30 protein-coding genes are annotated in these 25,780 nt (G+C 32.6%); 13 read left to right on the top strand and 17 right to left on the bottom strand.

From position 1 onward, the window contains the following. Nucleotides 1-116: 116 nt before the first annotated feature. Both pyrE and Q0876_RS10860 read left to right on the top strand, forming a co-directional pair. A complete protein-coding gene (pyrE, locus tag Q0876_RS10865) occupies nucleotides 117-761 on the top strand; it encodes an orotate phosphoribosyltransferase (protein ID WP_299227651.1) in 645 nt (214 codons plus the stop codon). A gap of 38 nt (nucleotides 762-799) precedes the next feature. After that, a complete protein-coding gene (locus Q0876_RS10860; protein WP_299227648.1) occupies nucleotides 800-1,195 on the top strand; it encodes an SRPBCC family protein in 396 nt (131 codons plus the stop codon). Here Q0876_RS10860 and Q0876_RS10855 read toward each other — a convergent pair. Then, the gene (locus Q0876_RS10855; RefSeq protein ID WP_299227645.1) at nucleotides 1,192-1,923 is read right to left on the bottom strand and encodes a biotin--[acetyl-CoA-carboxylase] ligase; all 732 of its coding nucleotides are present in this window, start codon (nucleotides 1,921-1,923) and stop codon (nucleotides 1,192-1,194) included. The two genes, Q0876_RS10860 and Q0876_RS10855, sit on opposite strands and share 4 nt — an antisense overlap. Nucleotides 1,924-2,021: 98 nt before the next feature. Here Q0876_RS10855 and rsfS point away from each other — a divergent pair, with 98 nt between their 5' ends. From rsfS to Q0876_RS10805, 10 genes are all read left to right on the top strand, one after another. Further along, nucleotides 2,022-2,393, top strand: coding sequence for a ribosome silencing factor (rsfS, locus tag Q0876_RS10850; protein ID WP_299227642.1), 372 nt, complete (start codon nucleotides 2,022-2,024; stop codon nucleotides 2,391-2,393). Nucleotides 2,394-2,425: 32 nt separating this feature from the next. After that, the gene (gene ftsH, locus Q0876_RS10845) at nucleotides 2,426-4,390 is read left to right on the top strand and encodes an ATP-dependent zinc metalloprotease FtsH (RefSeq protein WP_299227639.1); all 1,965 of its coding nucleotides are present in this window, start codon (nucleotides 2,426-2,428) and stop codon (nucleotides 4,388-4,390) included. Between the two features lie 103 nt (nucleotides 4,391-4,493). Beyond that, on the top strand, nucleotides 4,494-5,099 hold the full coding sequence (locus Q0876_RS10840; protein ID WP_299227634.1) for an LUD domain-containing protein: 606 nt from the start codon (nucleotides 4,494-4,496) through the stop codon (nucleotides 5,097-5,099). Further along, a complete protein-coding gene (locus Q0876_RS10835) occupies nucleotides 5,100-5,921 on the top strand; it encodes a phosphatidate cytidylyltransferase (RefSeq protein ID WP_299227631.1) in 822 nt (273 codons plus the stop codon). Further along, nucleotides 5,911-6,564 carry a phosphatidylserine decarboxylase family protein gene (locus Q0876_RS10830; protein WP_299227628.1) on the top strand — a complete coding sequence of 218 codons (654 nt, stop codon included), beginning with the start codon at nucleotides 5,911-5,913 and terminating at the stop codon, nucleotides 6,562-6,564. The genes Q0876_RS10835 and Q0876_RS10830 overlap by 11 nt, the downstream gene beginning before the upstream one ends. Then, nucleotides 6,561-6,827 carry an acyl-CoA-binding protein gene (locus Q0876_RS10825; RefSeq protein WP_299227625.1) on the top strand — a complete coding sequence of 89 codons (267 nt, stop codon included), beginning with the start codon at nucleotides 6,561-6,563 and terminating at the stop codon, nucleotides 6,825-6,827. Before Q0876_RS10830 ends, Q0876_RS10825 begins: the two co-directional genes overlap by 4 nt. Before the next feature lie 19 nt (nucleotides 6,828-6,846). After that, nucleotides 6,847-8,007, top strand: coding sequence for a M28 family peptidase (locus Q0876_RS10820; protein WP_299227622.1), 1,161 nt, complete (start codon nucleotides 6,847-6,849; stop codon nucleotides 8,005-8,007). 76 nt (nucleotides 8,008-8,083) lie between these two features. After that, nucleotides 8,084-9,103 carry a tetratricopeptide repeat protein gene (locus tag Q0876_RS10815; RefSeq protein ID WP_299227619.1) on the top strand — a complete coding sequence of 340 codons (1,020 nt, stop codon included), beginning with the start codon at nucleotides 8,084-8,086 and terminating at the stop codon, nucleotides 9,101-9,103. Next, nucleotides 9,104-10,186, top strand: coding sequence for an NADH:flavin oxidoreductase (locus Q0876_RS10810; RefSeq protein WP_299227616.1), 1,083 nt, complete (start codon nucleotides 9,104-9,106; stop codon nucleotides 10,184-10,186). It begins immediately after the preceding gene. Nucleotides 10,187-10,341: 155 nt separating this feature from the next. Beyond that, nucleotides 10,342-11,097, top strand: a complete 756-nt coding sequence (locus tag Q0876_RS10805) for a DUF5995 family protein (protein ID WP_299227613.1) — start codon at nucleotides 10,342-10,344, stop codon at nucleotides 11,095-11,097. Nucleotides 11,098-11,123: 26 nt separating this feature from the next. On the opposite strand, the gene Q0876_RS10800 is transcribed toward Q0876_RS10805, so the two are convergent. From Q0876_RS10800 to Q0876_RS10785, 4 genes are all read right to left on the bottom strand, one after another. Further along, nucleotides 11,124-12,038 carry a dimethylarginine dimethylaminohydrolase family protein gene (locus tag Q0876_RS10800; RefSeq protein ID WP_299227610.1) on the bottom strand — a complete coding sequence of 305 codons (915 nt, stop codon included), beginning with the start codon at nucleotides 12,036-12,038 and terminating at the stop codon, nucleotides 11,124-11,126. Between the two features lie 65 nt (nucleotides 12,039-12,103). Continuing rightward, entirely contained in the window at nucleotides 12,104-13,390 is a 1,287-nt protein-coding gene (locus Q0876_RS10795; protein ID WP_299227607.1) for a citrate synthase, read from the bottom strand. A 313-nt stretch (nucleotides 13,391-13,703) separates the two neighbouring features. Next, nucleotides 13,704-14,813 (bottom strand): SMP-30/gluconolactonase/LRE family protein, encoded by a 1,110-nt coding sequence (locus tag Q0876_RS10790; RefSeq protein ID WP_299227604.1) that lies wholly within the window; start codon nucleotides 14,811-14,813, stop codon nucleotides 13,704-13,706. A 72-nt stretch (nucleotides 14,814-14,885) separates the two neighbouring features. Next, nucleotides 14,886-16,019, bottom strand: a complete 1,134-nt coding sequence (locus Q0876_RS10785; RefSeq protein WP_299227601.1) for an AraC family transcriptional regulator — start codon at nucleotides 16,017-16,019, stop codon at nucleotides 14,886-14,888. 173 nt (nucleotides 16,020-16,192) lie between these two features. Between Q0876_RS10785 and Q0876_RS10780 the strand changes: the two genes are divergently transcribed. Continuing rightward, the gene (locus tag Q0876_RS10780; protein ID WP_299227598.1) at nucleotides 16,193-16,945 is read left to right on the top strand and encodes a DUF481 domain-containing protein; all 753 of its coding nucleotides are present in this window, start codon (nucleotides 16,193-16,195) and stop codon (nucleotides 16,943-16,945) included. Nucleotides 16,946-16,956: 11 nt separating this feature from the next. Here Q0876_RS10780 and eno read toward each other — a convergent pair whose 3' ends face one another. The 12 genes from eno to rplO all read right to left on the bottom strand — a co-directional run bounded on the left by eno (nucleotide 16,957) and on the right by rplO (nucleotide 25,775). Then, nucleotides 16,957-18,249 carry a phosphopyruvate hydratase gene (eno, locus tag Q0876_RS10775; RefSeq protein WP_299227595.1) on the bottom strand — a complete coding sequence of 431 codons (1,293 nt, stop codon included), beginning with the start codon at nucleotides 18,247-18,249 and terminating at the stop codon, nucleotides 16,957-16,959. Between the two features lie 157 nt (nucleotides 18,250-18,406). Beyond that, nucleotides 18,407-19,510 (bottom strand): glutamine-hydrolyzing carbamoyl-phosphate synthase small subunit, encoded by a 1,104-nt coding sequence (gene carA, locus Q0876_RS10770; protein WP_299227592.1) that lies wholly within the window; start codon nucleotides 19,508-19,510, stop codon nucleotides 18,407-18,409. An 82-nt stretch (nucleotides 19,511-19,592) separates the two neighbouring features. After that, nucleotides 19,593-20,303 carry a hypothetical protein gene (locus tag Q0876_RS10765; RefSeq protein WP_299227589.1) on the bottom strand — a complete coding sequence of 237 codons (711 nt, stop codon included), beginning with the start codon at nucleotides 20,301-20,303 and terminating at the stop codon, nucleotides 19,593-19,595. 91 nt (nucleotides 20,304-20,394) lie between these two features. Next, the gene (gene rplQ / locus Q0876_RS10760) at nucleotides 20,395-20,868 is read right to left on the bottom strand and encodes a 50S ribosomal protein L17 (protein ID WP_299227587.1); all 474 of its coding nucleotides are present in this window, start codon (nucleotides 20,866-20,868) and stop codon (nucleotides 20,395-20,397) included. A 60-nt stretch (nucleotides 20,869-20,928) separates the two neighbouring features. Further along, nucleotides 20,929-21,921, bottom strand: coding sequence for a DNA-directed RNA polymerase subunit alpha (locus Q0876_RS10755; protein ID WP_299227545.1), 993 nt, complete (start codon nucleotides 21,919-21,921; stop codon nucleotides 20,929-20,931). Between the two features lie 94 nt (nucleotides 21,922-22,015). After that, nucleotides 22,016-22,621: a 30S ribosomal protein S4 gene (rpsD, locus tag Q0876_RS10750; RefSeq protein WP_299227542.1), complete on the bottom strand. Its 606-nt coding sequence runs from the start codon at nucleotides 22,619-22,621 to the stop codon at nucleotides 22,016-22,018. A gap of 171 nt (nucleotides 22,622-22,792) precedes the next feature. Next, the gene (rpsK, locus tag Q0876_RS10745) at nucleotides 22,793-23,176 is read right to left on the bottom strand and encodes a 30S ribosomal protein S11 (RefSeq protein ID WP_040248564.1); all 384 of its coding nucleotides are present in this window, start codon (nucleotides 23,174-23,176) and stop codon (nucleotides 22,793-22,795) included. 8 nt (nucleotides 23,177-23,184) lie between these two features. Continuing rightward, nucleotides 23,185-23,559, bottom strand: coding sequence for a 30S ribosomal protein S13 (gene rpsM / locus Q0876_RS10740; protein WP_299227535.1), 375 nt, complete (start codon nucleotides 23,557-23,559; stop codon nucleotides 23,185-23,187). A gap of 2 nt (nucleotides 23,560-23,561) precedes the next feature. Then, nucleotides 23,562-23,678: a type B 50S ribosomal protein L36 gene (ykgO, locus tag Q0876_RS10735; protein WP_008269159.1), complete on the bottom strand. Its 117-nt coding sequence runs from the start codon at nucleotides 23,676-23,678 to the stop codon at nucleotides 23,562-23,564. A 57-nt stretch (nucleotides 23,679-23,735) separates the two neighbouring features. Next, entirely contained in the window at nucleotides 23,736-23,951 is a 216-nt protein-coding gene (gene infA, locus Q0876_RS10730) for a translation initiation factor IF-1 (RefSeq protein ID WP_026753784.1), read from the bottom strand. A gap of 8 nt (nucleotides 23,952-23,959) precedes the next feature. Continuing rightward, nucleotides 23,960-25,309: a preprotein translocase subunit SecY gene (secY, locus tag Q0876_RS10725; RefSeq protein ID WP_299227531.1), complete on the bottom strand. Its 1,350-nt coding sequence runs from the start codon at nucleotides 25,307-25,309 to the stop codon at nucleotides 23,960-23,962. Nucleotides 25,310-25,322: 13 nt separating this feature from the next. Further along, nucleotides 25,323-25,775 carry a 50S ribosomal protein L15 gene (rplO, locus tag Q0876_RS10720; protein ID WP_299227528.1) on the bottom strand — a complete coding sequence of 151 codons (453 nt, stop codon included), beginning with the start codon at nucleotides 25,773-25,775 and terminating at the stop codon, nucleotides 25,323-25,325. Between the last annotated feature and the right edge of the window lie 5 nt (nucleotides 25,776-25,780).

Here is a 25,780-nt window from a genome sequence, read left to right as displayed (position 1 = left end):
GATATGATTACAATGGTAGTAAAAATATTATTTTTTGAGTAATCAAAATCATTTTTAAATTTAATTTTATTTTAAGTTTAAAATCAAAATAGGGTAATTTTGTGTAGTTTTGTGCTATGATTTTTGATAAAGAAACCGCTAAAAAAACAGCAGAAGTTTTGTTACACATAAACGCAATAAAGCTTCAACCGAATGACCCTTTTACTTGGGCATCTGGATGGAAATCTCCAATATATTGTGATAATAGAATAGTCCTCTCGTTTCCTGAAATTAGGAATTATATCAGTGATGTGATGGCTCAATATATTCAATCTGAGTATAAAAACGTAGATGTAATTGCTGGTGTTGCTACTGGTGCTATTGGTATTGGCATGCTAGTGGCTGATAAACTTGGATTACCATTCATATACGTAAGACCTGAAGCGAAGTCTCATGGCCGAAAAAATCAAATTGAAGGATCATTAAAAGAAGGTCAAAATGTTGTGGTGGTAGAAGACTTAATTAGTACAGGAAAAAGTAGCTTAAATGCCGTAAAAGCTTTAAAAGAATCTAACGTTAATGTGATGGGAATGGTAGCTATCTTTTCGTATGGATTTGGAGTTGCAAATGAAAATTTCAAAGACAAAGGGATCAAACTTCACACATTAAGCAACTATGAAAATTTATTAGACCAAGCATTAGATACAAATTATATCACTTCAAAGGAACAAGACATATTAGCACTTTGGAATGCCAATCCTAGTGAATGGAATAGATTTTGAGAGTAGAGAAGAGAAACAACATATAAGCATAAATTATAATGAACTTAGAATCACCAAAGACAACTATAAACAAATCTGCTGAAGAGACTTTTAATTTCTTATCTGATGTTAAGAATTTTGAGAAATTAATGCCAGAGAATACAAGTAAATTTGAAATTTTAGACAACGATACTTTCTTATTTGCCTTAAAAGGAATGCCAGAAATAGTACTAAAGAAAAAAGAGGCTATTCCATCAAATAAAATCGTTCTAGGCGCTGCAGGCGGAAAATTAGACTTTTCGCTCACTGCAGATATTACATCCGTTGACAATAGTACTAGTGAAACACAGTTGACCTTTAATGGTGATTTCAACCCTATGATGGCGATGATGATCAAAGGTCCTATTGGTAAGTTTATTGAAACGTTAGTTACAAATATGTCAACTGCAATTTAGTAAACTAGAGTTATTTCCTTTAAATCAAATTCTCTAACAATACTGTCCTCTATTAATATTCTAAGGTTGCCTGAATTTGTAATTCCTTTAATATAACCTGTAAAAATGTGATTTGACTGATCCTTGAAAGTTGACGGTTTTTCTTTTCTAAACAAATAACTTTCATACTCCTCCTTGATAGCTTCCAATTTATTTTGTTTTAGTAGACCGAAATAAAATTTTAAAAATTGTAATACTTGATGAAGCACTTCATCGTTATTAAAAGACACACCAGATATCAATTGCATAGAAGTTGCCTTAGGTAAATCTTCGAATTTAACTTGATTGATGTTAATTCCAATTCCTATAATAGAAGATTGAATTTGATTATATTTTATGACGTTTTCAATTAATATTCCAGAAATTTTTTGCTGTTCTGCCAAAATGTCGTTTGGCCATTTTATTTTTAAATTCTTGATCTTATAGCTTTCTAAAGCTTTAAATACAGCTAAAGAAACAATCATACTCATATAAAAATGATGTTGTAAATTGATGTTAGAAACATCTTTAAACACACTGAAAACAAGGTTTTTACCTGCTTCAGATTTCCACTGTGTACCCATCTGCCCTCTTCCTTTGGTTTGCAATTGAGAGGTAACTACTGTATAATCTTGAATGGGTTCCTCATTGCTAAGTTGCCTTAAAAAAGAGTTGGTAGAGTCAATGGCATTAAGTTTGATTATACGCATGTACGATTGTGTTAAAAAATTTTAAGAATTTCTTATCAGCAATTAAACTTAATAAGACATAAAAAAATAATAACTTTGCACAAAATTAAATCAATTTAATGGCGAAAAAAAATACGAACCCAGATCAACTCATAACAACAGTTATAGCTGGTATTGAAGATGTAAAAGGAAAAGAAATAACAATTCTGGATTTAAGAGAAATTGAAAACACAGTCTGTGATTATTTTATTATATGCGAAGGAACTTCAAACACACAAGTTAACGCCATAGTAAATTCCATACAGAAAAAGGTTAGCAAAGAATTGAAAGACAACCCATGGCATGTTGAAGGTTTAGATAATGCTGAATGGGTTTTAATTGATTATGTTAATGTAGTAGTGCATGTGTTTCAAAAACATATCAGAGCATATTATGAGATTGAGAGCCTTTGGGGAGATGCAAAAACAACAGTTATAGAAACTAGTTACTAATAAAACACATCCACTATAGTGGTAAAGATATAATGGCAAAAGACAATAAAAATATAAACAAAAAACCAAAATTTAATCCCTATTGGATCTATGGTATAATCATAGCAGCTTTTTTAGCGATCAATTTATTTTCTGGTGGTTTTGGAGGCTCATCATCTAAGCAAATAAATCCATCAGAGTTTTTTGACTACATGAGAGATGGTGATGTAGCAAAAGTAGACATTGTTAACGGCAGAGAGGCTAGAGTTTATTTAACAAAAGATGCACTTGAAAAAGAAATTCATAAAAATTCTAAACCAAGTAATATTTTGCCTTCTGTAACGCCTCAACCAAATTACACATTTGAGTTTGGTGAACTCGAATTATTCCAAAAGAAGATCGAAGGCATCAATGAAGCAGATAATAATGTATTCGTTCCAACATCCTATAAAACTGAAGAAAATGTTTGGGGTAATTTTATATTCTCTTTACTTCCATTCATTTTAATAATTGGTGTATGGATTTTTATAATGAGGCGAATGTCTGGTGGAGCTGGTGGTGGAGCTGGCGGACAAATTTTCAATATCGGAAAATCTAAAGCAAAATTATTTGATGAAAAAACCGATGTAAAAACATCATTTAGAGACGTTGCAGGATTAGAAGGTGCTAAAGAAGAGGTACAAGAAATAGTAGATTTCTTAAAGAATCCCGAAAAATACACCTCATTAGGTGGAAAAATACCTAAAGGTGCTTTACTAGTAGGTCAACCTGGTACAGGAAAAACTCTTTTGGCTAAAGCTGTAGCTGGTGAAGCTAAAGTTCCGTTCTTCTCTTTGTCAGGATCAGATTTCGTTGAAATGTTTGTTGGAGTTGGTGCTTCTAGAGTACGAGATCTTTTCAAACAAGCTAAGGAAAAATCACCAGCAATCATATTCATTGATGAGATAGACGCCATTGGTAGAGCTCGTGGGAAAAGTAATTTTTCAGGATCTAATGACGAACGTGAAAACACATTAAATCAATTATTAACTGAAATGGACGGTTTTGGCACCAATACAAATGTTATTGTATTGGCAGCTACTAATAGAGCTGACGTGCTAGATAAAGCTTTAATGCGTGCTGGCCGTTTTGATAGGCAAATTTTTGTTGATCTACCAGACGTTAGAGAGCGTAAAGAAATTTTTGAAGTACATTTAAGACCCATTAAACAATCTGAAAAGTTAGATATAGATTTCTTAGCTAAACAAACTCCTGGTTTCTCTGGAGCAGATATTGCCAATGTATGTAACGAAGCTGCGCTAATTGCTGCACGTAATGGGAAGAAAGCCGTTGATAAGCAGGATTTCTTAGATGCAGTAGATAGAATCGTTGGTGGTCTGGAAAAGAAAAATAAGATCATAACCAAGGAAGAGAAAAAAGCAATTGCTTTTCACGAAGCTGGTCATGCAACGGTTAGCTGGATGTTAGAACATGCTGCTCCTTTGGTAAAAGTTACTATTGTACCACGCGGACAATCGTTGGGTGCTGCATGGTATCTACCAGAAGAGCGTCTTATCGTTAGGCCAGAACAAATGTTAGATGAAATGTGTGCTGCACTAGGTGGCAGAGCTGCAGAAAAAGTTATTTTTGACAAAATATCTACTGGTGCATTAAGTGATCTGGAAAAAGTCACAAAGCAAGCAAGAGCAATGGTTACTATATATGGATTAAGTGATAAAGTAGGAAACCTAACTTATTATGATTCCTCTGGTCAATCTGAATACGGTTTTACTAAGCCCTATAGTGAACAAACTGCAGAACTAATTGATAATGAAATTTCTGATATTGTAGAGAAACAATACCAACGAGCGATTAGCCTATTAGAACAACATAAAGATAAACTTACTGAACTTGCCGAAGTCTTATTAGAAAAGGAAGTGATATTTAAAGATAATCTAGAAAAAATCTTTGGAAAGCGTCCTTTTGAGAAAAAAGAGCTCGTTGAAGACAAAACAGCTTCGAAAACTGAAGAAGAGTAGCCTCTATAATCTTATAAAAAACTTAAATTAACTAATCATTAATTTAAGTTTTTTTATATTTGGTAAGTACAATATAAAAACTAGGTTAATAGCAATTCCTTAAATGAGTCTATTTCGTAAAATCTTCGGTTTAAAAGACACACCAGAAGATCACATAAAAAGCGAAGAGAGAGGCAAGTATATGCCTGAAATAAAGCTGCCTATAGACGAACAATTCACTATAAATTTTAAAGCCAATGGTGGCAAATTTCTATACTGCGAAAACATGCAGGAAGTGAATAGTAGTTTAAAGAATATCTTGACTGAAAATAGTTGGGGTGATAAAAAAGTATTATTGTTAGATAAACGTTTGGAAGCGCTTTTTAAAGATTTTGATTTTAAGGTTACTAATACCGTTTCAGAAAGTACATTTTTTCTATCTACATGTGAGTATTTAATATCTGATGATGGCTCTCTTTTAATATCTTCAAATCAAATAGCTGAAAAAAAGTTGAAAGAATTACCTAGTAACTTTATCATCTATGCCACAACAAGCCAGTTTGTTCAAAACATTGGTGAAGGTCTTAGAGGTATTAAAGGAAAAAACAGAGAGAAAATCCCAACTAATATCACTACAATAAAGCACTTCAAAACAGTTGAAGATAAAGATTTTCTCACATACGGAAGTAGCTCAAAAAACCTTTATTTGCTACTTTTAGAAGATTTATAAATGAAAGAAATAGGCAAAAGAACACTTTCAGGGCTATTATATGTTTCTCTTCTTATTGCTTCTTTATTTTGGCAACATACTCTTGTAGCATTGTTTTTTGTTTTTGGTATCATTTGTATGGCAGAATTTAAAAAGCTAATTCAATTAAAAAGCTTTTTCCCATATGTAGTTTTTGCTATTTTATACTTAGGTTTCGCTTATTGGGAATTAATTTCTAATTCTTCTAACGGACACGACGAAGCTTGTCAAATTCTATTGGTCATTACCATATTTGTTCAGCTCATCTTAATTAAAGATTTGTTCTCAGAAAAAACCATTCCATTGTTTAGTTCTAAACGCTTTATCATCACTACCTTTTATTTATCTAGTGGATTTGTATTCTTAATATCTGTAGCAAATTTCAATCAAAGCTTTACGCCATTATTACTTCTTGGCACTTTTATTTTAGTTTGGGTCAATGATACGTTTGCATATTTAGTAGGTAAAAATTTTGGAAAACAAAAGTTATTCCCTAGAATTTCCCCAAAAAAGACAGTTGAAGGATTTTTAGGCGGACTCTTCTTTTCATGTATTGCAAGTTATTTTATTGCTAACTTTACTGAGACATTAAGTTTTACAAATTGGTTAATATTAAGTATCATTGTAAGTGTTTTTGGTACATTAGGTGATTTGATCGAATCTAAGTTCAAACGTCAGGCCAATGTAAAAGATAGTGGCGTTATTATGCCTGGTCATGGAGGTCTATTAGATCGTTTGGATAGCATTATTTTTGCAGCACCATTTATATTTTTGTTTTTAAGACTCGTAACATATGTTTCATAAAGAAGGTTATAAAATTATTTTCATAACGTTAGTCGTAGTTATCATTTCAATTATCGCAATTGACAGGTTTGTAGCTATTGAATGGGTAAGAATGCTTCTTATGCTCATCGGTTTGGTATTTCTCATTCTAATTTTACAGTTCTTTAGAAATCCTAAACGCAACACTAAACTAGAAAACCATACTGTTGTATCTCCTGTAGATGGAAAAGTAGTAGTTATTGAAGAGGTTTTTGAAAAGGAGGTTTTTAAAGAAAAACGCATTCAAGTATCTGTATTTATGTCGCCCATAAATGTACATGTTACTCGCTACCCCATAAGCGGAAATGTTACTTATAGTAAATACCATCCAGGAAAATATCTAGTAGCATGGCACCCTAAAGCCAGTGAAGAAAATGAACGTACAACCGTTGTTGTTGAAAATGACAACTTTGGAAAAGTGCTATACAGACAAATTGCTGGTGCTTTAGCAAAACGTATCGTTAATTACGCAAAAATAAATGATAATGCTATTCAAGGATCAGATTCTGGATTTATAAAGTTTGGCTCTCGTGTCGATTTATTTTTACCACTTGATGCAGATATCAAAGTACAATTGAACCAAAAAGTAAGAGGAGGAGAAAGTATCATTGCTGAAAAAATATGACTTCAGAAGAGTTAGATATCAAGTTCAAAGAAGCAGTAGATCGCATCAATGCACATACTGAGCCTTTTCCTGCTGATTTCTTATTGCGCCTTTATGCCTACTATAAAAAAGCTACAAACGATTATGGTAGACCAAGTAGTAGTAAACCTATAATCAATGCTTTTAAAACCAATGCTTTATTTCAAGTGCAAGATGTGTCTCAAGATGAAGCCAAACGCATCTACATAGAATTAGTTAATAATTATTTCTTATATAGACAGTAACTCCCAAATCACATTTTCTATGAAATACTCAATAACCATATACCTAATTCTATTTACGGTAATACTTACTAATGCCCAAACGTTAAATACGTTTTATGCAGATATTGTTTCAAATACTTCTGAAACAAATATACTAAATGACATCACTACTTATGAAAATTTTGGTATTAAGGATGTAGGATCTGCTCAATTAACAAATGTAGAAAATTGGATCACATCACGTTATCTAAGTTTGGGTTATACAGACATTGTATTGCAACCTTTCACTTATTCTTCAGGAAGCAGTAACAATATTATAGTAACCAAAACTGGAACACTCTATCCAAACACTTTTTTAATTATTGATGCGCATTACGATAGTATAAATGGTACTGGCACAAACGACAATGGTTCTGGAACCGTATTATTATTAGAATTAGCAAGACTTCTAAAAGACATAGAAACAGAGTACTCTATAAAATTCATACATTTTTCGGGAGAAGAAGATGGCTTAATTGGCAGTAATTATTATGTAAATAATACTGTAATTCCTGAAAATATGGATATTAAATTGGTATTCAATATTGATGAAGTTGGAGGTGTTAGTGGAATGACCAATAATACGATTGTTTGTGAACGTGATCAAAGCACTCCAGTATCAAATAATGCCGCTTCAAATGCATTTACTAATAGCTTAGCAGTATTGATGGAGTTATATTCAAATCTCAATACAGAAATCTCCTCTGCTTACGCTTCAGATTACATTCCATTTGAAAACAATGGACAAATCATTACAGGTTTATTTGAGAAGAATGAATCACCATATGTACATACCTCAAGCGATGTATTGACTAATATGGATGTGAGTTATTTATTTGAAGTCACCAAAGGTGCTTTAGGTGCAGCAATGGAGTTTGCGGTTGCTTATGAAACATTGAGCATTGACGAACAGGAAAACCTGAATAACTTTATTCGTATAACGCCTAACCCTTCAAACAACTATTTGAATATTACATTTGAGCACCCTATACAGCAGTCAGTAAACTTTAAACTTATTGACATGTTAGGTAAGCAAGTCTATGAAAACACCTTAACTGAACAAGAACAAACAGTTTCTATAGATAGTATTGCTGCTTCTCAATATTTAGCTGTTTTTAAATTCAATAACAAACGATTTATTAAAACACTTCTAATTGAATAGATCTTGTTTTGTAAAGAATTCACTTTGTAGCTCAGTAAAGTTTTTGCATATTTATGTAAATAAAAATGTTCAACCCATGAAAACTTACTATTTCCTACTCTTTCTACTCTGCTTTAATTTTACTCATGCACAAGAAGACACCATCAATAGTTATGTTGAAGAAGGCATAAGTCATCATGAAGATGGTAATTATGATAAAGCAATAGAAACTTACAAAAAGGCGTTAAAAATTGAACCAAAATCCTCATTAGTCAATTATGAGATCTCTTTAACTTACTTTTATATGAGAGATTATGAAAATGCCATAAAACATAGTGATATTGTTATAAAAAACAACGATAAGCATCTAAAAGAAGCTTACTTAACAAAAGGATCTAGTCTAGATAATTTAGGAAAGACCCAAGAATCTATAAAGCTCTTGAAAAAAGGCATTAAAAAGTTTAAAAATGAAGGTTTAATGTATTATAACTTAGCCTTGAACTATTATAGATTACAAGATTTTAAAAATGCTGAAGATATTATCGCCCAAGGTATAGAGGTAAAAAAAGATCATCCCAGTAGCCATCTTGTCCTAGGATACATAAATTACAACAATAAAAAAAGAGCGCAAGCTTTAATGAATTTACATTATTTCTTATTCTTAGAACCCAATACAGCTAGGGCTAAGGAAGCTGCTAATTTGGTTCAAACGATTATGAAAAGTAACGTAAGTCGAGATAATAACAAGCCAAACACAATAAACATATCATTATCGTTTCCTGATGAAGACGATGATTTTGGCCCAGCTGAACTCATGATATCTATGTTAGAAGCCTCAAAATCTTTAGAAGAAAATGAAGGCAAAACCGAAGATGAGTTATTTATCGAAAACACCGACTCCTTTTTCACTGTATTAGGTGAATTAAAGAAAAAGAAGCATGCTAGTATCTACTGGGACTTTTATGTGCCTTTTTTCTATGCACTTGCAAAGAGTGAACATATGGCTGCATATTGCTATTACGTCATGCAGTCGGTCAATCCAAACTCTGAAACATGGTTAGACACAAACTCTGATAAACTAAGCAATTTTGATGAATGGTTAAACCAAAGCGAATAAATGAAACATTTACCTTTAGATGCTGTACAATTTGCTTGTGGTGCTACCATGAAAAACAGGTTTATGTTGGCTCCAATGACAAATACTCAAAGCCATGAAGATGGTTCACTATCAAATGACGAGTATCACTGGTTAACCATGAGAGCTAGAGGTGGATTTGGGTTAACAATGACATGTGCTTCGCATGTGCAAGCTATAGGAAAAGGGTTTCCTGGTCAATTGGGTATTTTTTCAGACATCCATACTAAAGGTCATATGCGCCTAGCAAAAGGGATTAAAGCATCTGGTAGTCTAGCAGTAATACAATTACATCATGCAGGTATGCGCTCACCTTTTGAAGTTATAAAACAAAAAGCTGTTTGTCCCTCAGAACATAAAAAATATAATGCACGAGCGCTCACTTTAGAAGAGGTTCATAAGCTACGAGATGATTTTATTGCTGCTGCGGTACGCGCTAAACAAGTAGGCTATGATGGTGTTGAAGTACATGGTGCTCATGGTTATATTTTAACCCAGTTTTTAAGCCCTACAATTAATAAAAGAACTGATATTTATGGTGGTAACCTAAAAAATAGAGCTCGTCTTTTATTTGAAATTATTGATGGGATTAGAGCAACTTGTGGGTCAAATTTTTTACTAGGTGTACGATTATCTCCTGAACGTTTTGGGATGCAACTACAAGAAATAAAAACAATTTGCCAACGATTTATTAATGAAAGTCAAATAGATTTTTTAGACATTTCACTTTGGGATTGTTTCAAAAACCCTGAAGAAATAGAACATCAACATCAAAGTTTATTGGAGCATTTTACCAATTTAGACTTCAAAGCTGTTAAGCTTACCGTTGCTGGTAAAATTAATTCCGGACAAGATGTTCAACATATATTAGGTAAAGGTGTAGATTTTGTGACTATTGGACGTTCTGCCATTTTACATCATGATTTTCCAAAACAAGTACGAAGCAATTCAAATTTTGAACCAACTCCACTTCCTGTAACAGAAGACTACCTATTGAATGAAGGTTTAAGTGAAAAATTCATTACTTATATGAAGCGTTGGGATGGGTTTGTTATAAAAAAATAATGATCCTTATGCGTAGAGCTACGTATTGACATTATTAAACAAACCCACTATTTTGTAACTGTGTTTTGAAGTATAAATGAAAACGATTTGTAATAGCAAAAATCTGAATACCACATTTATGTTTTTAACGCACAAATTAGTTTCAATCAATTACTATGTCACGTCCAACTAATATACAACAAGTTCTTAATGAACTAGACACTATAATAGATGTAAGTATCAACTCCAACAGTAGAATGGGTTTATTTGCGTATATCTACAGACGTACTACTGCAGAGATTGCTTCCGAAATAATATTAGGTAATTTTGAGAACAATCAACGCTTAGAAATCCTAGATGTTGCTTTTGCCAATTTATATTTAGATGCATATAAAGCATACCAAAACAACCAAAAACTTAGTGCGTCTTGGAACTTTGCTTTTAACCAAACCGACGAGCCTTTAACTATTATACAACACATAATATTAGGCATGAATGCTCATATAAATCTAGACCTAGCTATAGCTACGGCTTCAGTCATGTCTAATGAAGATATTAAAGATATAGAAAACGATTTTAATAAAGTTAATGATATCTTGTTTCAAATTACCAATGAGTTACAAGATCGCTTAAGTCGAGTTTCTCCTTTATTATTTATTTTAGACTGGATAGGTAAAAATAAAGATGAGCAAATGATCGACTTCAGTATGCGTAAAGCTCGTGAGCAATCTTGGAATTCGGCAAATTTATTATGGTCATTAGGAGAAAGCCATTCTGAGAATTCTAAAAACAGTATAGATCAAATCGTCTTAGAACTTAGTGAACGCATTGCAGCACCAAAATCAAGAATTATTAGATTTTTTCTAAAGTTTATTCAGAAATTTGAAACTAAAGAAGTGAATCGTATTATTTCAAAATTAAAAGCGGTATAAAACATAGTTATAGAAAAGTTCTCAACTTAGTCTCTAATCAAGGGTAAGGTACTACAACGTAATAAGCCTTCTTGCTTTGCTATTTCTGCATAAGGAACTTCTTCAACAGTGAAACCGTTTTCTCTAAGCCAAGTGTTTAATCTGGTGAAGTTCTGTTCAGAAATGACCACATCTTCAGCAATAGAGAAGACATTACTATTCATATTATACATTTCGTCTTTAGTGATTTCAAAAATATTATCCTCTCCGAAATAGTCTACTAACCACTGGTATTCACTTTCTACTAAAAATCCATTTTTATGTAAAATAGCTTTATTGGTTCCAATAGGTTGAAAACAGCAATCTAAATGTAAGGCATTTTCTTTGGCTTCGGTATTAGATTTACGCAATTCAAATGATTTTACTGTTTTATTTGGGAATAACTCTTGTATGGCAATAACTGCATCCATATTGGTACGGGCTGTTATATAATCTGCATAATCTTCTCCAGAATATGTACCAATAAAGATATAATCGTTCCAAGGCATAACATCACCTCCTTCTACATGACATTCTTCTGGTAATTGCAGACGTTGTTCTTCAGGAATTTGACCCCAAACATGTTCTATAGCCTCTATTTCTCGGTCTCTATCTGGTAATATGTTAGCTCGGATAAATTTATCATCAATAACAAAAGCTATATCTCGAGCAAAAATTTGATTGTAATCTTTAATTACTTTTGGTCTATATACGGTAACTTCATACTTTTTAAAAACACTAGCTACTGCTTCCATTTCTTTAACCATATCTTCCTCTTTTGGATACGTTCCTGCTTTGATATGTTCAACAGATTTTGGATCGTAAGCTTCATCTAAAGTAGGTATTGGCCCAACACTCTCTGCAGTACCTAGTACAACTGCGCGTAAACGAGCAGTTTCGTTTTTAACATTGACATTTATCATAGTCACAAATATAAAAAAAGCTCCATAATAAATTATGAAGCTTTAGTAGTTAGTCAAATCGTTATTTATCTTTTGCTAATAGCTTTGAATGCTCTAGATGTTTCTCCAATGTATAATTGACGTGGACGACCTATCGGTTCTTTACGCAAACGCATTTCGCGCCATTGTGAAATCCAACCTGGTAAACGTCCCATAGCAAACATTACCGTAAACATTTCTGTTGGGATATCCATCCCTCTGTAAATGATTCCTGAGTAGAAGTCGACATTAGGATATAACTTTCTATCTACAAAATATGGATCTTCTAAAGCCTCTTTTTCTAGACCTTTAGCAATATCAAGAATTGGATCCTCTATACCCAAATCACCTAATACTTCATCTGCTGCAACTTTAATAATTTTTGCTCTTGGGTCAAAATTCTTGTACACTCTGTGTCCAAATCCCATTAAACGGAATGGATCTGCTTTGTCTTTAGCTTTTGCCATGTATTTTTTGGTATCACCTCCATCTTCTTTGATCGCTTCCAACATTTCTAACACTGCTTGGTTTGCCCCTCCATGTAACGGTCCCCAAAGTGCAGAGATCCCAGCAGATAATGATGCAAAAAGACCTGCATGTGACGACCCTACAATTCTAACTGTTGATGTAGAACAATTTTGTTCGTGATCTGCATGAAGGATTAATAATTTATCTAACGCATTAACCAAAATAGGATTTTGCTCATAATCTTCACCTGGATGCTTGAACATCATTTTTAATATGTTCTCTACATAGCCTAAAGAGGAACTTCCATACTCTAATGGCAATCCTTTCTTCTTACGCATAGTCCAAGCAACTAATATTGGAAATTTACCCATAATACGTACAATAGCATTGTACATATCTTCCTCTGAATCTACGTTTACAGAAGATGGATTGAATGCTGTTAATGCACTAGTTAATGATGATAAAACACCCATTGGATGCGCTGCCTTAGGAAAAGCATCTAAGATTTTCTTTACATCATCATCGATCACAGAATGTTTTTTAATATCTGCATGAAATTTATCTAGTTGTTCTTGTGTTGGTAATTCTCCAAAAATTAAAAGATAAGCCACTTCTAGGAAATCAGCCTTTTCAGCTAATTCTTCAATAGAATAACCTCTATATCTTAAAATCCCTTTTTCTCCATCGAGGAAAGTTATAGCACTTTCGCAAGAGCCAGTATTTTTATAACCTGGATCAATTGTAGTCACACCTCCAGTAACACCTCTTAGTGTTTTAATATCAATTGCAACTTCGTTTTCTGTACCTTTAACTAATGGAAATTCGTGCTTTTCACCATTAATTTCTAATGTAGCTTTATCTGACATATATCTTTGAGAATTTATTTGTTTTTGCGGAATGCTAAATTACGAAATATCTAAGGATTTACGAAGTCTATTTATAAAGGTTTTAACAATTATAATATTGATAAAATAGATAGTAAAAGTAGAATGGTTTTTGCTAAATTCACAATAATGAAAGATCCTAATGACCCATAAAAATTATAAATACAATATGTTTATGGGCATCTTCTTGTAATTAGATTTTAAATTTATTACAACTAAAAAAAGAGTATTATTTCTAATACTCTTTTCAAATAGTTAGTTATTTAAAACAATCAATTACTACGAAAACAAAAGGCTAATCTTTGATTATTTTTTTGTTAACGACACCCTTGTTAGTCGAAATTTCAATAAAATAAACTCCAGCCATCATAGAACTTAAATCTATTTCATGAGAAGGTGTATGTTGTTCACTAACTAATTTCCCTTCTAAATTATAGAGTCTAACCACCTCAATATCTATAGCTTCAAAGGTTTGTATTTTAATTTTATCTTTTACCGGGTTAGGAAATATTTGAATTAAGCGGTTATCTAACTCAAACTCTTCGTTAGATAAAGCTATATTTGAAATGATACGTAGGTTCTTAGTTCCAAAATCGGTTACGTACATTGTATCTTCAGCGTCGTTAAATGTAATGCCATTTGGCGTATTGAACGTAGCTATACTTATATCGCCATCTGCTCCTCCTTGACTGCTTCCTGCAAAAACTTCAAAATCGTTTATTCCATTAGGATTTACCATGTAAATTTTATTATTTCCCATAATTGTAGCCCAAATCCTTCCTTGAGCATAGGTAATGAAACCAAGGTTTGGTATGGTACCTCCTTCATTTGGAAGTAGAGCTACAAAATCTAAATCACCATTTGGCAACACTTTATATATGGTTCTATTGTTATAATTTCCAACATATAGGTTATCATTTTCGTCAAAGGCTATACCAACTGGACCAGCCAACTGTGGTGCTGAACTTATTTCTGTTACAATTCCAGTAGATGATATCATGTTAATTTTGTTTCCTAGATATTCTGTAAATATCATTGCATCACTATTAGGTGATTTTATGATACCAGATGGATGACCTAGATGATTATAGAATGTTATTAGATTTCCATCTAAATCGTATTTATAAATTCTATTGCCTTGACCATCACAAACAAACAATTCATTATTAGAGTTAATTGCCAAACCGTTTGGTGTAATTAACCCAGTTATGAATGCTGTACCAACACCTTCTGGAGTAAATTTAAAGACAGAATCTCCAACATAGTTTGAACAATAAATGTTTCCATTACTGTCTACAACAATAGCATCATCAGGAGTACCGTCGAAAAAAGTGGTAACATCTTGAGCATTAATTAAAGAGACAAAGCATAAATACACGAAGAGTGTAAATGTAATTTTTTTCATGATTCTATAAGGTTTAAATTTCTTACGAATGTACCTTTAGAATCATTTAAAATCGACCGTTTGGATGTATTGCTACATATTTTGTACTGTAGAAACACCCTTTATATAGCTACTTGGTGTTTCTTTCATTATTAATTTGAAAGCTTTGTTGAATGTAGATTTTGAATTAAAGCCTGCATCCATAGACAGAGACAAAATAGTATGGTGTAGATGTTCTTTATTATCAACTTTATTCAAAAATTCTTTCACTCTATAACTATTAACAAAATCATAAAAAGTAGTATTGTATATATTATTTAATAGCCAAGAGATATTATGGGTAGATGTTTCTAATGTAAACGCTACGTCTTTTAATGTAAGGTTACTGTTTAAGTATATTTTTTCATAAGTCATTAAATCATCTAATCGCTTTTTCAATTGCAAAGAGTCTTCTTCAGATAGGCGGTTCTTTTTCTTTTTAGTTTCTACCGTTAATGGTAGTCTAAACAGTTCTGGCTGTTTTAAGCTAAAATAACCAATAACATATATAAATATAGGTATAATAAGCCATACTGTATTGTAATTGACATACTTGAAATAACTTTCAAACAAAGATTCATTGATATAAGTGAGCATCCATACCAACATAAAAAGTCCTATTGAGGATAAAAACATCAACAAATAATTCACTAAGTGTTGGTTAAATGATAAAGACGCTTTTTCCTTATCTTTATAAGCTTTTAATAATAAAAAAGAGCGCGTGAGATAAGACAGGTTTAAAATTATACCCAGAATTAGGATAATATTGAAAACTATACGCATCTTATTGGCTAAAAAAGCTTGATAATAGGCTTCTGGTGAATAATAACTCACATAGAACAATGACAGAACTACCATCATTATAAAAGGTATGAAATGTAATAATGATGGCCAATACTTCGAATCACTCGAAAATAAAAAACGCCTCACATAGGTGTAGAGCATTGGACCAAAGAGAAACACCAATGCGTCTGCCCATATGCTCCATTGAAAAACCCAAAGATTAAGATACCTAAAGAATAAGAACCTACCAATTAACATAAAAGTTGCTATAATCAAAAGTAAAGCTAATATTCTATTGGCTAATTTATTGTTGTTTGCTATTCTTAATAAGGTAAGCGACAAAAAAACACCTTGGCTAATGCCAATTATTATAATTATATCAATAAGTTGAAGACTATTAAGCATTTGTGCATATAATGTTAATTAAAACTACTATAAATCTTAAAGCAAAACTATTAATGAGATGTTAATGCTTTATCGTTTTTCTTACTAATTTATTTCAAAACATAAGAATTTAACACTTCTCAAGTTATTGATTTTTATTGCTTAAACAGTACTTTTGTAGTTAAATATTTTATATGCAAAAACTTATTTTCATTTTATTGTTTTGTACATCGTTATCATTTTCACAAGTGGTTAATATTGAAACTTTACGTAAGGCTTCAGATTCTGCAAAATGGTCTGGTTCTATAAGCTTGGATGCCTCGTTAATAAAAAATACAAATGATATTTTCAGAATTGCCAATAAAGCACATATACAATATAATGATAAAACCCATTTATGGTTATTTGTTAATGATTTAAACTTTCAGAAGATCGAGGGAAACTCATTAGTTAATAGAGGCACACAACACCTCAGATATAACCGTAAACTTTCTACTATCATAAAATGGGAAGCATTCGCACAAGCGCAATATGATGCCATTTCAGAAATAGATTTTAGAGGGTTGTTAGGAACTGGGCCACGTTTTAAATTGAGTAGAAATTATAATTACAAGTTTTATATAGGTACTCTCATTATGTATGAGTATGAAAAGGCTTCAAATTTAGTTGATGAACGCGTCCAAAAAGATGTAAGGGGCAGTACGTACCTATCTTTCAGTATGTACCCAACTGAAACCATTAGTATTATAAGTACCAGCTACTATCAACCTCGAGTAGATAAATTCAATGATTATAGAGTCTCAAGCAACACGTCTATACTATTTGAAATTTATAAAGACTTGGCTTTTAAAACGAATTTCAATTATTTCTTTGATGCGTTTCCAATAAGTCCAGAACTACCAAAAACCCAATTCGAACTAACGAATGGGCTTTTGTATACCTTTTGAATAAAAACCTTTTAGTTTACTTTAAACGCTTTTTCTTGTGGATAAAAAGCTACGGCATCTAATTCTTCTTCTATACGAAGTAACTGGTTGTATTTAGCCATACGGTCGCTACGGGATGCCGAACCGGTTTTAATTTGGCCTGTATTCAATGCTACCGCTAAATCTGCAATAGTATTGTCTTCAGTCTCACCTGAACGATGAGACATCACTGAAGTATACCCAGCGTTGTGAGCCATATTCACTGCCGAAATAGTTTCAGTCAAGGTTCCTATTTGGTTAACTTTAATTAAAATAGAATTTGCAATACCATTATCAATTCCTCTTGACAAGCGCTCAACATTAGTTACGAATAAATCATCGCCTACTAATTGCACAGTATCACCAATTTTTTCAGTAAGGTATTTCCACCCTTCCCAATCGTTTTCATCCATCCCATCTTCAATAGAGATAATTGGATATTTATCTGCAAGTGTAGCTAAGTAATCTGCTTGTTCTTTACTAGTTCTTACCATACCTGAATCACCTTCAAAAATAGTATAATCATACTTGCCATCTTTGTAAAACTCAGCAGCTGCGCAATCTAATGCAATCATTACATCATCACCTAAATTATAACCTGCATTACTAACAGCTTTAGCAATTGTTTCTAAAGCATCCTCTGTTCCACCTTCTAAATTAGGTGCAAAACCGCCTTCATCTCCAACAGCTGTACTCAAACCTCTATCATGCAGCACTTTTTTAAGGTTATGGAAAATTTCAGTTCCCATTTGCATTGCATGTGTAAAATTCTTTGCTTTAACTGGCATTACCATAAACTCTTGAAAAGCAATAGGTGCATCACTATGTGAACCTCCATTAATAATATTCATCATTGGTACTGGTAACGTATTCGCAGAGACACCACCAACATATCTATACAACGGCATACCAAGTTCATTGGCGGCTGCTTTTGCAACGGCAAGTGAGACACCCAGAATAGCGTTTGCACCAAGCTTAGACTTATTTGGTGTACCATCTAGACGTATCATGAGTTGATCTATTCTATTTTGATTAAATACAGACTCGCCAAGTAATTCTTGAGCAATTATAGCATTTACATTCTCTACAGCTTTAGATACACCTTTTCCCATATAACTATCACCTCCATCACGAAGTTCGACAGCCTCGTGTTCTCCTGTTGATGCTCCAGAAGGAACAGCAGCTCTACCCATAACTCCATTTTCTGTAATAACATCTACTTCAACTGTTGGATTACCTCTTGAATCTAAAATTTGTCTTGCATGAATATTGATTATAATGCTCATTATGTTCGGTTTAAATTATTAATGTTTAAAGTTCAAATTTACAAAATAGTTCACCTAAAATGAATTCATTAAATACAGAATTATAGATTATCTCAACTACAATGTTTTCGTAAAATAAAAAAAGCAATGAATTTTCAGTTTCATTGCTTTTTTACTATTAGTTTCGTTTCAGATTTTGAATAAACTCATCAAATAAATAGGTAGAATCATTTGGTCCAGGGCTAGCTTCAGGGTGATATTGTACTGAAAAACAGTTTTTATTTTTCATTTTAATTCCTGCTACCGTATCATCATTAAGGTGTATATGAGTAATCTCAATATCTGGATGTTTTTCGGTTTCTTCTCTATTAATTGCAAAACCATGGTTTTGAGATGTAATTTCGCCTTTTGTAGTAAGCAAATTTTTCACAGGATGATTAATTCCCCTATGACCATTATGCATTTTATACGTTGAAATCCCATTAGCTAATGCAATAACTTGATGCCCAAGGCAAATCCCAAATAATGGCAAATCTCTTTTAATAATTTCTTTTGCCACAGTTTGAGCTTCAATTAAAGGTTCTGGATCACCTGGTCCATTTGATAAAAAATACCCATCTGGTTTAAAGGCTTCTAAATCTTCAAACTTTGAATTGTAGGGAAACACCTTGATATATGCATCTCTTTTGGCAAGATTTCGTAAAATATTCTTTTTTATTCCAATATCTAATGCAGCAATTTTGTAGGTAGCATTTTCATCGCCAAAGTAATAGGGTGTTTTAGTAGAAACTTTTGAAGCAAGTTCTAAACCTTCCATACTTGGCACATCAGCTAGTTGCGTTTTTAGTTCTTCAATATTTTCGACTTCTGTAGAAATAACGGCATTCATTGCGCCATAGTCTCTAATATGGCTAACCAGTGCTCTTGTATCTACATCTGAAATTGCCAAAAGATTATGATCTTCAAAAAAGGCTTCTAAAGATTTATCTCCTGCTGGTCGCGAATAATTAAAACTAAAATTTTTACAAATCAATCCTGAAATTTTGATAGAGTCTGACTCTATTTCATCGGCTTTGGTTCCATAATTACCAATATGCGCATTTGTAGTGACCATTAATTGACCATAATACGATGGATCAGTAAATATCTCTTGATAACCAGTTGTACCAGTATTGAAGCAAACCTCACCAAAAGCAGTACCTTCTTTACCTATTGATTTTCCATAAAAAATTGTTCCGTCTGCGAGTAAGATTAGGGCTTTTTTGCGTCTTAAGTATGTCATTTTTTCGAAAAGTTTTACAAAATTGCATAAAAAAAAGGACAAACTAAAATAGTTTGCCCTATAAATATCAAATCCGTTTATTTTATAAAGTTTTAGACTTGAAATAAATCATTTTTAAATTTTCATCTCTTGCATACGATAACTTGTTTTCCTTTACATAAGTTTCTAATGCTTCTTTGTTTTCTGGAAAAAGATTAAGAATATATTTTTTGTTTAATTTGAATTTTTCAAGGTTTTCACCTTTTTTAATAAAATACCTAGAGCTAACAATAAACTCATTGGTGTTAGGTTTCAACATTAGTGGATCTGGATTATTTACTCGTAATTCAGATTTGTACACCTTATATATAGTAAAATTTTCATCCTCTAATACAACTTCACAAATTTTATCTTGTTGGTATTTTTCGATATAGACATTCTTAAACTTTCTATTATTAATAAGGAAATAATCAATTGAATGCGCATCGAACTTAAATATTGAATCTTGATTGATTCTTGCTTCAAAAAAATTGTCCTTTATATTAACATTAATATTACTTATCTTAAATTTTGACCCTTCACTTCCGTAAATAAACCCTTTATTATCCCAGTTATCGAAAACATAATACGATCCTTTAACTTGACGAGGTTGGTGCTTAATAAAACTGGCAATAGACTGCTGTTTACCTGTATTCATGGACTCTATAGCATTAATTAATTGATAGGAATTATTGTCAAGACCTACATTTTGAGCAAATGAAAATTGGACTATTGCGAAAAGAATGAGACTATAAACTATTGATATCCACTTCATAATAATAATTTATTGTTTCTATAAAGTTAATAAAAAAAATGGGTAACCTTTAAAAGGTTACCCATTTTTACTCACTTGAATCCTATCAGTTCTATTCTTCTTCGTTAGTTGCTTTAGTTTCAACCGGAGCAGCAGCTGCTGGCTTAGAACCACCTCTTCTACTTCTACGTGTTGATTTTTTAGCTGGCTTATTAGCGTTGTATAATTCGTTATAGTCAACTAACTCTATCATCGCCATATCTGCGTTATCACCAAGTCTATTTCCTAATTTGATGATTCTTGTATAACCACCTGGACGATCTCCAACTTTAGGAGCCACGTCTCTAAATAATTCAGCAACAGCATCTTTTTGTCTCAATTTAGAGAACACAATACGTCTGTTGTGGGTTGTATCTTCTTTAGATTTTGTGATCATTGGCTCAACGAACTGTTTTAAAGCTTTTGCTTTAGCAACTGTTGTGTTGATACGCTTGTGTTCTATTAACGAACATGCCATATTAGCTAACATCGCTTTTCTATGAGCGGTTTGTCTTCCTAAATGGTTAAATTTCTTTCCGTGTCTCATGACATTTTGTTTTAATCATCATCTTGCTACGACCCTTTTTGAGGAGCAAAATATGACGTATTAATCTTTATCTAATTTGTATTTTGCCAAATCCATTCCGAAGTTAAGACCTTTAACATTTACAAGCTCTTCGAGCTCAGTTAAAGATTTCTTACCAAAATTACGGAATTTCATTAAGTCATTTTTATTGAAAGATACTAAATCTCCTAGAGTATCTACTTCTGCAGCTTTTAAACAGTTTAAGGCACGTACAGAGAGATCCATATCTACTAATTTAGTTTTCAATAATTGCCTCATGTGAAGTGATTCTTCATCATAAGTTTCTGTCTGTGCAATTTCATCAGCTTCTAAAGTAATACGCTCGTCTGAGAATAACATGAAGTGGTGAATTAATATTTTAGCGGCTTCAGTTAAAGCATCTTTTGGGTGTATAGAACCATCTGTGATGATCTCAAAAACTAATTTTTCATAATCAGTTTTTTGTTCAACACGAAAGTTCTCAATACTATACTTTACGTTTTTAATTGGCGTGTAAATTGAATCCGTAAAGATCGTTCCGATTGGAGCAGAAGCTTTTTTGTTTTCTTCAGCAGGAACATAACCTCTACCTTTTTCAATAGTAATCTCCATATTGATATTTACCTTAGGATCCAAATTACAGATCACTAAGTCTTTGTTCAATACTTGAAAACCAGAGATGAATTTTTGAAAATCTCCAGCTGTGATTTGGTCTTGACCAGAAATTGAGATTGAAACAGATTCATTATCTACTTCATCAATTTGACGCTTAAAATTAACTTGCTTTAAGTTCAAGATCATTTCTGTTACATCTTCAACAACACCAGCTATAGTAGAGAATTCATGGTCTACACCTTCAATTCTTACTGATGTTATTGCAAAACCTTCTAAAGAAGATAATAACACACGTCTAAGCGCATTACCAACAGTTAATCCATATCCTGGCTCTAAAGGTCTAAATTCAAATTTACCTTCGAACTCAGTTGAATCAATCATGATTACTTTATCTGGTTTCTGAAAATTTAATATTGCCATACTTTTCTTCGTTTTAATTGTTATTTAGTTGCGCGATTTAAAAGTTTGAAGAAGACTAATAAATCCTTTGGCTAAATACCAACATGATTAATTATTATTTAGAGTATAATTCGACAATGAATTGCTCATTGATATTTTCTGGAATTTGGATTCTTTCAGGAATAGAAACATAAGTTCCTTCCTTCTTATCGTTATTCCAAGTAATCCACTCATATACATTACTTGAGTTTGCTAATGAATTTTGAATAGATTCTAAAGATTTAGATTTTTCTCTAACAGCCACAACATCGCCTGCCTTCAATTGGTAAGAAGGTATATTTACAATTTCACCATTAACAGTTATATGTCTATGAGATACTAATTGTCTAGCTCCACTACGTGAAGGAGATAATCCCATTCTGTAAGCTACATTATCTAAACGAGACTCACATAATTGTAACAATACTTCACCTGTAATACCTTGTGCAGCAGTTGCTTTTTTAAACATGTTTCTGAATTGCTTTTCTAATATACCATATGTATATTTTGCCTTTTGCTTTTCCATTAATTGGATTGCATATTCAGATTTTTTTCCACGTCTTCTGTTGTTTCCGTGTTGACCTGGAGGATAATTTCTTTTTTCAAAAGCTTTATCATCTCCAAAAATAGCTTCACCAAATTTACGAGCTATTTTAGTTTTAGGACCAGTATATCTTGCCATTTTAAAATTTGTTTTGAGAGTGTTTATGAATTAAGGTCTTAATCTTATCCTTCGATAAACGTCAATCTCTCGTTGATACTTGTTTGTTATTTTTTCAGTTTGCAAATTTACATATAAAAAACCAATATCAACCGTAAAAACGGTTGATATTAATTTCAATATATCATTTACTTAAACTCTTCTTCGTTTTGGAGGGCGACATCCATTGTGTGGTAAAGGTGTAACATCAATGATTTCTGTTACTTCGATACCTGCATTATGGATAGATCTAATAGCAGATTCTCTACCATTACCTGGACCTTTTACGTAAACTTTTACTTTTTTAAGCCCAGCTTCTTTAGCTACTCCAGCCGCATCTTCTGCTGCTAACTGAGCAGCATAAGGTGTGTTCTTCTTAGATCCTCTAAAACCCATTTTTCCAGCAGACGACCATGAGATAACGTCTCCTTTTTTATTAGTTAAAGAGATAATAATATTGTTAAAAGAAGCCGCTACGTGTGCTTCACCAATAGCATCTACTATTACTTTACGTTTTTTAGTACTTGACTTTGCCATACTATTTATTATTTAGTTGCTTTTTTCTTATTAGCAACTGTTTTTCTTCTACCTTTTCTAGTTCTAGAGTTGTTCTTTGTACGCTGACCTCTTAAAGGCAATCCAGCTCTATGACGAATACCTCTGTAACATCCTATATCCATTAAACGCTTAATGTTTATTTGTGTTTCAGAACGTAATTCACCTTCAATAGTGTAAGATCCAACTGCCTCACGAATATTACCTATTTGTTCATCAGTCCAATCTTGAACTTTAATGCTTTCGTCAACTTTAGCTGTTGCTAAAATTTCTTTAGCTCTACTTCTACCTACTCCGTAGATATAAGTTAAAGAGATTACTCCTCTTTTGTTTTTTGGTATGTCTACACCTGCAATTCTTGCCATAATTACCCTTGTCTTTGTTTGAATCTAGGATTCTTTTTGTTAATGACGTAAAGTCTACCTTTTCTACGCACTAATTTACAATCAGCGCTTCTTTTTTTAACTGATGCTCTTACTTTCATCTTGTCGTTTTTATTAACTACCAATGGAAGATGTAACCTTACGGTTTCATCATCATATTAGTATCTATAAGTTATTCGAGCCTTAGTTAAATCGTAAGGACTCATTTCTAATTTTACTTTATCACCTGGTAATAATTTTATATAATGCATACGCATTTTACCAGATATATGTGCAGTCACAATGTGACCATTTTCTAGTTCTACACGGAACATCGCATTTGATAATGCCTCAATAATTGATCCGTCTTGCTCTATTGCTGCTTGTTTTGCCATAGTATAAATTAAGCTACTGCTTTTCTATTTTTACCTGTTTTCATCAAACCATCGTAATGTTTGTTAAGCAGGTATGAATTAACTTGCTGCATCGTATCTATTGCAACTCCAACCATAATTAATAGTGATGTACCACCAAAGAATAATGCCCAACCAGCTTGAACATCCATAAGCTTTACAATAAATGCTGGGAACACAGCTATTAATGCTAAGAATATAGAACCTGGCAATGTTATTTGAGACATTATTTTATCTAAATATTCTGAAGTCTCTGTTCCTGGTCTGATCCCAGGAATAAAACCACCACTACGTTTTAAATCGTCTGCCATTTTATTGGTAGGAACCGTAATAGCAGTATAGAAATAAGTGAATATAATAATCAATAATGCAAATACAACATTATACCAGAACCCAAAGATATCTGTGAATTGTGCTTGTATCCATTGACCGGCTTCACTAGACCCTAATGATTTTCCAATCAAACTGGGAACAAACATAATTGCCTGGGCAAAGATAATTGGCATAACACCAGATGCGTTTAACTTTAATGGTAAAAACTGTCTCGATCCAAATACATTCTTCTCATAACCACCAGAAGCAGTTCTTCTTGCATATTGTACAGCAATCTTACGAACTGCCATTACTAACATTACAGAAGCCATAATTATGACGAACCAAATCACTAATTCAATTAAAATCATCATTAATCCACCATTTCCTCCTCCATCTAAACGTGAAGCTGCGTTTTGAATGAATGATAATGGTAAGGTTGCAATAATACCAACCATAATTAATAATGAAATACCATTACCAATTCCTTTATCTGTAATCTTTTCACCTAGCCACATTGCAAAGATACATCCCGTTACTAGTATAATAACTGAAGATATATAGAATGTTGGCCCAGTTCCTAATAGAAATGCTGAGGCTGGAATACCAAATGCAGGTTGCAAACTAGCTAAATAGCCTGGTGCTTGAAACAAACAAATGATAATTGTTAACCAGCGTGTTATTTGTGTAATCTTCTTTTGACCACTAGCACCTTCTTTTTGAAGCTTTTGTAGGTAAGGAATCGCAATTCCCATCAATTGTACTACAATAGAAGCAGAAATATAAGGCATTATACCAAGTGCAAATACCGAAGCATTTGCAAAAGCACCACCTGTAAACATGTTTAGTATTCCTAAGATACCATCACCAGCACCAGCTTGCAAATTTCCTAATTGAGAGGCGTCAATACCTGGAAGTACAACTTGTGCACCAAAACGGTATACCAAAAGTAAACCAAGTGTTAAGACGATTCTGTCTTTTAGTTCGGTAATTTTCCAAACATTTTTTAATGTCTCTATAAATTTCATACTCTATGTTTGTCTATAAAGTTACAACTTCACCTCCTGCTGCTTCAATTGCAGCTTTTGCAGAAGCAGTAAATTTATGAGCTGATACTTTTAATTTTGATTTTAATTCACCGCGTCCAAGAATCTTTACTAAATCATTCTTTCCTGCTAAACGTAAATCAATTAACGTTTCAAAATCAACTGCATCTTTTATTTTCTTGTCATCAACCAACTGTTGTAATGTATCAAGATTTACACCTTGGTATTCAACACGGTTAATGTTTGTAAATCCAAATTTTGGCACACGTCTTTGAAGTGGCATTTGACCACCTTCAAAACCTAATTTTTTAGAATAACCAGAACGTGATTTAGCTCCTTTGTGACCACGTGTTGCAGTACCACCTTTTCCAGAACCTTGTCCTCGACCTACTCTTTTACCTTGATTCTTTACAGAACCTTCTGCTGGTTTTAAATTACTTAAGTCCATTCTAT

It is taken from the genome of uncultured Psychroserpens sp. (genome assembly GCF_947503375.1).
Taxonomy (GTDB): Bacteria; Bacteroidota; Bacteroidia; order Flavobacteriales; family Flavobacteriaceae; genus Psychroserpens.
The sequence above is the reverse complement of the archived record's forward strand: the minus strand, read 5'-3'. Positions and strand labels throughout refer to the sequence as shown.